At 43.6% G+C, this 7,270-nt stretch carries 10 protein-coding genes; 6 read left to right on the forward strand and 4 right to left on the reverse strand.

Annotated elements, in window-relative coordinates; genetic code table 11:
- From NCCP2222_RS19080 to NCCP2222_RS19095, 4 genes are all read right to left on the reverse strand, one after another.
- Positions 1 to 403 (reverse strand): PhnE/PtxC family ABC transporter permease (locus NCCP2222_RS19080; protein ID WP_375709223.1); only part of this gene is annotated, 403 nt, incomplete at its 3' end.
- 14 nt (positions 404 to 417) lie between these two features.
- Complete coding sequence (gene phnE / locus NCCP2222_RS19085; RefSeq protein WP_248513974.1) at positions 418 to 1,233, reverse strand: phosphonate ABC transporter, permease protein PhnE; 816 nt, start codon at positions 1,231 to 1,233, stop codon at positions 418 to 420.
- Positions 1,226 to 2,008: a phosphonate ABC transporter ATP-binding protein gene (phnC, locus tag NCCP2222_RS19090; RefSeq protein WP_248513975.1), complete on the reverse strand. Its 783-nt coding sequence runs from the start codon at positions 2,006 to 2,008 to the stop codon at positions 1,226 to 1,228. The genes phnE and phnC overlap by 8 nt, the downstream gene beginning before the upstream one ends.
- Positions 2,009 to 2,096: 88 nt before the next feature.
- On the reverse strand, positions 2,097 to 3,194 hold the full coding sequence (locus NCCP2222_RS19095) for a phosphate/phosphite/phosphonate ABC transporter substrate-binding protein (RefSeq protein WP_375709224.1): 1,098 nt from the start codon (positions 3,192 to 3,194) through the stop codon (positions 2,097 to 2,099).
- 242 nt (positions 3,195 to 3,436) lie between these two features.
- Between NCCP2222_RS19095 and NCCP2222_RS19100 the strand changes: the two genes are divergently transcribed.
- The 6 genes from NCCP2222_RS19100 to NCCP2222_RS19125 all read left to right on the forward strand — a co-directional run.
- Positions 3,437 to 3,751, forward strand: coding sequence for a hypothetical protein (locus NCCP2222_RS19100; RefSeq protein ID WP_248513976.1), 315 nt, complete (start codon positions 3,437 to 3,439; stop codon positions 3,749 to 3,751).
- 12 nt (positions 3,752 to 3,763) lie between these two features.
- Complete coding sequence (locus NCCP2222_RS19105) at positions 3,764 to 4,156, forward strand: MerR family transcriptional regulator (RefSeq protein ID WP_248513977.1); 393 nt, start codon at positions 3,764 to 3,766, stop codon at positions 4,154 to 4,156.
- Positions 4,157 to 4,277: 121 nt separating this feature from the next.
- Positions 4,278 to 5,468, forward strand: coding sequence for a DUF4317 domain-containing protein (locus tag NCCP2222_RS19110; protein WP_248513978.1), 1,191 nt, complete (start codon positions 4,278 to 4,280; stop codon positions 5,466 to 5,468).
- Between the two features lie 6 nt (positions 5,469 to 5,474).
- The gene (locus tag NCCP2222_RS19115; RefSeq protein WP_248513979.1) at positions 5,475 to 5,678 is read left to right on the forward strand and encodes a hypothetical protein; all 204 of its coding nucleotides are present in this window, start codon (positions 5,475 to 5,477) and stop codon (positions 5,676 to 5,678) included.
- A gap of 533 nt (positions 5,679 to 6,211) precedes the next feature.
- Positions 6,212 to 6,646: a MarR family winged helix-turn-helix transcriptional regulator gene (locus NCCP2222_RS19120; protein WP_248513980.1), complete on the forward strand. Its 435-nt coding sequence runs from the start codon at positions 6,212 to 6,214 to the stop codon at positions 6,644 to 6,646.
- Positions 6,647 to 6,682: 36 nt separating this feature from the next.
- The coding region (locus tag NCCP2222_RS19125) for an SDR family NAD(P)-dependent oxidoreductase (protein WP_248513982.1) at positions 6,683 to 7,270 on the forward strand (588 nt) is incomplete at its 3' end.

Below are 7,270 nucleotides of genomic sequence, written 5' to 3' on the forward strand. Positions count from 1 at the left end.
GAATGAACATCAGTCCATAGACAAGCGCAGGGACAGTCCGTATAAATATTAAGAACAGTCTTGTCACCCAAGCCACAGGTTGAGGGACGACATTGGAAGCCGATAGAAAGGACAGCGGGATGGCAAGGAGCGCGCCTAATATCGTTCCAAGAAAAGCGATTGCAATTGTTTCCACAAACAAATAGGGGACACCTTGCTTGGTAAAAGTGAAGAGCAGGCCCAAATCAGGCTGCAAAAGTCCCGATAAAATATTGGAAGCAATTGTCCATCCGCTTTTTTCTACATTCTGCAGCTGAACGGTTGTGAACGACCATCCAATCAGTAGTAAAAAAATGAATCCTATCATGATGGCGTAGGGTGTTTTCCGTTCATATGCATATAAATAATTTTCGTATTTATCCAAGATTGAGCATCCTTTCAAATAAACCGTTTTCTAAAATGCTCACTGATCTGTTCAATTAAAAAAACAGTGAGTGCAAGTATAAGAAGAATCATGCCGACACTGGCATAATCCCTCCAACCCAATCCTTCATGTAGCAAGAGCCCGATCCCCCCTGCGCCGACATAACCCAAGATCGCGGCATAGCGAACATTCCCCTCGAAACAGAACAGTGCAGTCGACAAGTAGTTCGGCAAGACTTGTGGAAAGATAGCATAGCGGAATGCCTGAAGCCGATTCATCCCAAGCGATTCCATTGCCTCGAAAGCCTTCATATCCGTGTTCTCAATTTGCTCGTATAACAGCTTCCCGACGTAGGCGAGGGTAAAGGCGTAAATAGCGACTGTTCCGGCCAATGTGCCGAGTCCGAATATGAAAGTGGCCACCAGAGCGGTCACCAAAGTCGGCATTGTCCGTAAAATAGTCAGAAATACTTTAGCCAAGCCATGTACAAGTTTGCTCTTTAGAATGTTTGACGATGCGAGAAATGCGACAGGAATTGCCGTCAGAGACCCTAAAAATGATCCAAGCAAGGACATTTTTAAGGTGTCCAGCAATGGTTTGATGATAGAAGATGTGTGCGACCAATTTGGCGGAATCATTGCTTGGATAATAACAAAAAACTGCTGCCATCGTTTGACTATTGTTTGCGGATCGAAGCCAGTGAACTGTAATGAAACGTAGAGGGCCACGAGAAAGAGGACGACTGCAAGTGGAAATCGAGACCTTCTTTCGGCAATGCTCTTTCCGTTAGGCAAGACTATTTTTTTAGGTGGAAAAAATTTATCATACATAAGCATGCATTCCTTCTCTAATAGGCGCTCCTTCTGCCGTTTGTCCTTTGTAAATATAATTCAGGATGTCCTCTGTAACGTCTTTTGCTTTTCCATCAAAAACGATGCGACCTTCCCTCACACCGATAATCCGCTCGGCATAGGCCAACGCGATTTCAACATGATGAATGTTCATGATGATGGAAATGTCCATTTCTTCATTAATTCGTTTGAAATCATCCATTACTTGTTTGGCGGTGACTGGGTCGAGCGAAGCGATGGGTTCATCTGCCAATATGATGTCCGGTTGTTGGGCAAGTGTCCGGGCCAACGCGACCCGTTGCTGCTGACCGCCAGATAACTGATCAACACGGATGTAGGCCTTATCCAAAATGCCGACTTGATCCAACGCGCTCAATGCTTTGATCTTATGCTCTTTAGAAAAAATCCCGCTCACTTTTCGCCAAAAGGGCAGGTCTGGAACGAAGGAGACTAGGACATTCCGGATGACAGTTGTCCGGGTCACGAGGTTGAAGGATTGAAAAATCATGCCAATTCGTTTTCGGAACTTCCGGATCTCCCGCCCTTTTAATGTATTGACCTTGATATTGTCGACAATAAGTTGTCCGCCCGTAATATCATGCATCCGATTGATGCAGCGAATTAAAGTTGATTTTCCTGCGCCGGATAGGCCGATGACCGCAACGAATTCCCCCTGTTCAATTTTTAAATTGATGTCCTGCAATGCTTTGACATGTTTGCCGTAGGTTTTTTCTACTTCTATAAATTCAATCATAAGGAATCTCCCATTCTTGCGAAAAATGAGGCGTCTCGTAGGGGACAGTCCCGCTACATGAGACAACCTCATTGGATTCGTTTGTTCGTTATTGCAGGCTTCTTGCCATTTCCTGTGCTTTCCGTTCGTTATCATAATCAGAGGAGGTTGCTTCCTGATACCCTTCGTGATTATAGATGGAAATCACTTCTTTGCCGGCTTCTGTTTTTGCGATATTCATGAAAGCCGTTTGGATGGCTGTTTTGAAATCATCATTCATCAAGTCGGAATTTTTACTGACGCTTACAGTATCGTTGTAAATGCCAGGCGTTACACCAATGACATTTGTTTCATCCCAGATAGAAGAACTGCGGTTGAAATCCTTTTCCCACGCTTCCGCATTGTCTCGACGTGCGTCCGCGTAGGCAACTAGGACATCGATCTGTTCAGCGGCGAGGCGGGCAAACGCACTACCGTAAGAATCAGCTTGGAAAACATGTGAAAGGTCTGTGATGGTTTGATCATAATGTTCGCCGAGCCAGATTGCCGGATAAATGTAACCTGCCGGTGAGGAGGAGGACATGACAGCCCAAGAAGCGTTATTCAGGTCGTCCCAAGTCAATTCTTCACCATTGTTCACTTTCGCTGCCAAGGCTTGCCCTTTTTCAGAAGGACCTGCAATGAGCAAAGAACGGTAATAAGTTACTTGTTGATCGGAAGCGTCTGTCGGTTTATTGTCATTCCAATCTTTCGGGTTATCCGAATCATTTGTGAGCCCTGCCCGTGTAGCTGTTAAAATGACTTCTGCCCCATCGTCGTATAAGACATAAGTTCCGCCGGGGATCAAGCCAATGTCGATTGTACCTGCAGAAAGACCTTCGCCGACTGCTTCATAGTTTGTACCCACAGTGATGTCTACATTTTTCACATCATAGCCAAGCGTAGCTAATTCTGTTTTTAACAGATCTTTTAACGGCTCGGTAGCTGTAATAATTTCTTCCGGTTCTCGGGAAGGAACAAAGCCAATAGAGAGAGAATCGATTGTTTCATTTGTTTTCTCGCTCTCACCTGCCGTGTCGTTGCCTTTAGCCGATTCCGTTGATTTGTTATTCGTCTCTTTTGAAGAATCCTTTTCGGAATCTCCGCAAGCGGCCAAAATAACTAGCGCGAATGCCATCATCAGTAAAACAAGTGCTTTCTTCAAAATTTATTCCTCCTGTCATATGTTGCATGCAGTAAAATGGAAGTACCATGTTCAGAACGAACATATTGTATAAGTGTGATTCGGCCCGACATAATGGGTTCCTTTACATTTCCACTATATAGAGGAAATGTAAGGAACGTATAAAGAGAGTGTAAAAATCTTGTAAACCTAATGTGTTTTTTCGATTGACATGGAGTCAACTCCATCTTTTACAGTGGTAGATAGAAAGATGGGAGGGGTTTTATTTGGCAATTGCAGTGTATGGGATCATTGGGTTATACGCAGTGTTGATGTGTACGGCGGGCGTTCAAAAGTGGAAAGAACAAGGATTTCAGCTACGGGCAGTTTTCTTTATTGCAGTATCTCTCGGCATTCTCGCAACGCTATTCATTTCCAGCAAAGAGGTGGTCCTATGGATGCTGCTTGTGGAATTCGGGTTATTGCATATACTGGCCTTGGCAGAAGGAAAGGGGAATGGAAGAATTCGATACAGTCATCATCTCTTTCGATTGTTCTTTCATTGTGTTCTCCTTTTCATGGTCTACCAATTTGTAAAATAGGCAGGTGAGACAATGAAAATCGGTGACTTTGCAGCTTGTACAGGCTGCAGCAAGGATACGATTCGGTATTATGAAAAAATGGGTTTATTGCAGCCCAACCTAGTAAACAAACAGCGAGATTATGATGCGGAGCACATTGAATTGCTGGATACAATCCGGAAATTGAAACAAGCAGGCTTTACGCTTCAGGAAATCAAGCTGTTATTTGAATGGTTAGGTAACTTGGAACACAATGCTAATTTGAAAGAGGAGGAAATCCAATACCTCCAGCAGGTCAGGGCGTTATTTCAACAAAAGCAGGCGTACATGGTTCAAAGGGAAAAAGAGATTCAGCAGATTCAACAAGTCTTACTTCGTGCGGATCAAAAAATGGAACAGCTATTGGAAAAGAATAAGCAAGTCTAGTGGGTTGCAAGCCTGCCTTTCAGCCAATCACTGATATAATAGAGGGAGTGTCACAAGAGCAAGATCTCTTGGGATACTCCTTTTTACTATGAATTTCTTACCTATTAGGGAGTTGGATAATATGAATAAGAAAGATATTGCAGATATTCGAAAACATTTTAAGTTAGGCACGGATTTGTTGACGATCCGCGACATTTACAATGTATACATTAAACAGGAGAGTAACGAAATTTATCATGAGGCGAGCCAAGCGTTCTCCTTGCTCGATCGGGAGCAGCAGGAATTATTTTTGACGAACTTTAAAAAAGTGCTCGGCGGGAAGCTGGATGAGAAGCTGTTTGAAGTGAAGTTTAAGCGGGAGGAAGAGGAACGGGAGGACCACACGCAAACTATACTTTATGAAGCACTTCAAGTCGATGACGTGGCGGATTGGAAAGAAGGGATGCTGCAAATCGCCAAGAAGATGGTGCAGGACGTCCAATATGATAAAGACATTGTCATCACCTTTATAAGGGGAAGTTATTTTAAGCCGACAAAGCGGGAGCCTGATGAGACGGAGGCCGATGTGCGGGACGAAGTATACACGACGCCATTTATTCTGTGCAGCATGAATCAGACGGAGCAGCCCAAACGGTCTCTCGTGTTTGATTTTGTCGGGAAAGAATTTAAATCAAGCTTTATGGCCGACCCGATTATTAATTTGACGTCTCCAATCGGAGGCTTTCTGTTCCCGACCTTTACGAACAATGCAGCAGATGTAAACCATATTTTGTATGCGGCGGGGAAAGCGAATAAGCCGAACTACCATTTCATCGAAACCGTGTTGGACGGCGAGGAAATCATGACAGCCCAGGAGGATAAGGCGGTCTTTGAAGAGATTGTGAAAGAAGTAATCGGGCACGAGGTGAATACGCGCACCCTTGCCAATCTGTACGATGAAATCAATCGGATGGTAGAAGTTGACGAGGAAGAGGAAGAACTCGAAAACATCCCGACATTGGACACGAGAGAGCTGGAACGCGTGTTAAAAGTGAGCGGCGTGGAAGACGTCGACTCGGATAAAGTGGAACGGGCCTTCCTTACCGTAATTGATGACGAATCGTACGAACTGAAAGCAACCCATATTGTCCCGAAATACACATCCAAGTCCATTAAGATCGAAACAAAAGTAGCTAACATCTCCATCAGTCCGCAAGATTTAAAGTACGTGAAACAAGTGACAGTCGGCGGAAAGCGCTGCCTGTTGATAGAGGTGGAGGAAGATACGATTATTGATGGGTTTACGATTATCCCGGAAGAGTTGTTGAAGTAAGGGCCGTTGTTTAACTGGCGTTGGAATCGATTATCTGGCGTTCGGATGGATATTCTGGCGTTGGAATCAATTATCTGGCGTTCGGATGGATATTCTGGCGTTGGAATCAATTATCTGGCGTTCGGATGGATATTCTGGCGTTGGAATCAATTATCTGGCGTTCGGATGGATATTCTGGCGTTGGAATCAATTATCTGGCGTTCAAATTGATTTATTGGCGTTCGCCCAGACTTAATGGCGTTCAGATTGATTTATTGGCGTTCGCCCAGACTTAATGGCGTTCAGATTGATTTATTGGCGTTCGCCCAGACTTAATGTTGTTCAGATTGATTTATTGGCGTTCGCCCAGACTTAATGGCGATCAGATTAATTTATTGGCGTACGTCCGTACTTAATGGCGTTCAGATTGATTTATTGGCGTTCACCCAGACTTAATGGCGTTCAAATTGATTTATTGGCGTACGTCCGTACTTAATGGCGTTCAGGTTGATTAATTGGCGTACAACCCAAATTTACTAACAATCAACTCAATCATCCAACCTGTCCTCATATTCTATATAAGAATAATTTATTTCTCGGGAAATCCAGCTGATTGGATAAAATGGAACTAGCAATCATCTATTGTTTTTATCTGTTTGTAATGGATGAAACAATTTGTTTAGTTATAAACATTTTACGAACATAATTATTGATAATGAAATATCTTAGCGTTAAAATAAATAAGCAATAGAAAGGGAATTTTTATGGCAATGAAGACAACTATTTTCGATCTGATCCGTCAAGCGGAGCTGCTCAATAATGAAACGATGTTGAGATTTTTAAAGAGTTTTAACCGGAACATTGGGATATCTCAAATTCTTGTCCTCGCGGAGTTACGGGAAAAAGGCCCTCAAATGCAATCGGTACTGGCGAAGAAACTTGGTTATACGCCTGGAGGCATGACGAGCATTGCGAACAAGCTAATCCAGGAAGGATATGCGGAGCGCCAGTATGATGAGACGGACCGCCGGATTGTCCGGATTTCGATTACCGAAAAAGGGTTTGACATTTTGACTGATGCACAAAAAGAAGGACAAACTATGTGGCAAGGAATTTATTCCGTTCTCACGGATGAAGAGATTGATCAAATGATTTCGATCCAAAAAAAGCTATTTGAGCACGTCATGAAGGATCAGTGAGGATAGTGAAAAACTAATATAAAGGTGGTAAAAACAATGGCAAGAGTGGAAGGGAAAGTGGCCCTCGTAACAGGTGGTGCTTCAGGAATCGGATTATCCAGTGCAAAGCTTTTGGCAAAAGAAGGAGCGAAAGTCGTCATCGGTGACTTTAATATCGAAGGCGCTCGGGAAGCAGTAAAGGAAATTGAAAAAGAAGGCGGCATCGCTTCCGCTATTTTCCTTGATGCTTCTGTAGAAGAATCCATTAAAGAAGCGGTCGATTTTACGGTTGATACGTATGGCAAAATTGACGTTCTTTTCAACAATGTCGGCTTGACGAACCTTCAGAAAGACCTTGATGTCGTCAATATGGATTTAGATGAATGGGATCGTCTTATGAAAGTTAATACGAAAAGCGTTTTGTTAGGAAGCCGGTATGCGATTCCGCACATGCAAAAAGTGGGTGGCGGCTCGATCATTAATACAACATCCATGGCTGCCTTTGCTTCTGATGCGATTAGATCAGCGTATGGTGCTTCTAAAGCGGCGGTTGCTCATTTGACTAAATATATCGCAACTCAGTATGGCAAGGACCGGATTCGCTGTAATGCGGTAGCACCAGGCCTTATTTTAACGCCGGCAGCT

The sequence above is a fragment of the Sporosarcina sp. NCCP-2222 genome, from assembly GCF_023168145.1.
GTDB lineage: Bacteria > Bacillota > Bacilli > Bacillales_A > Planococcaceae > Sporosarcina.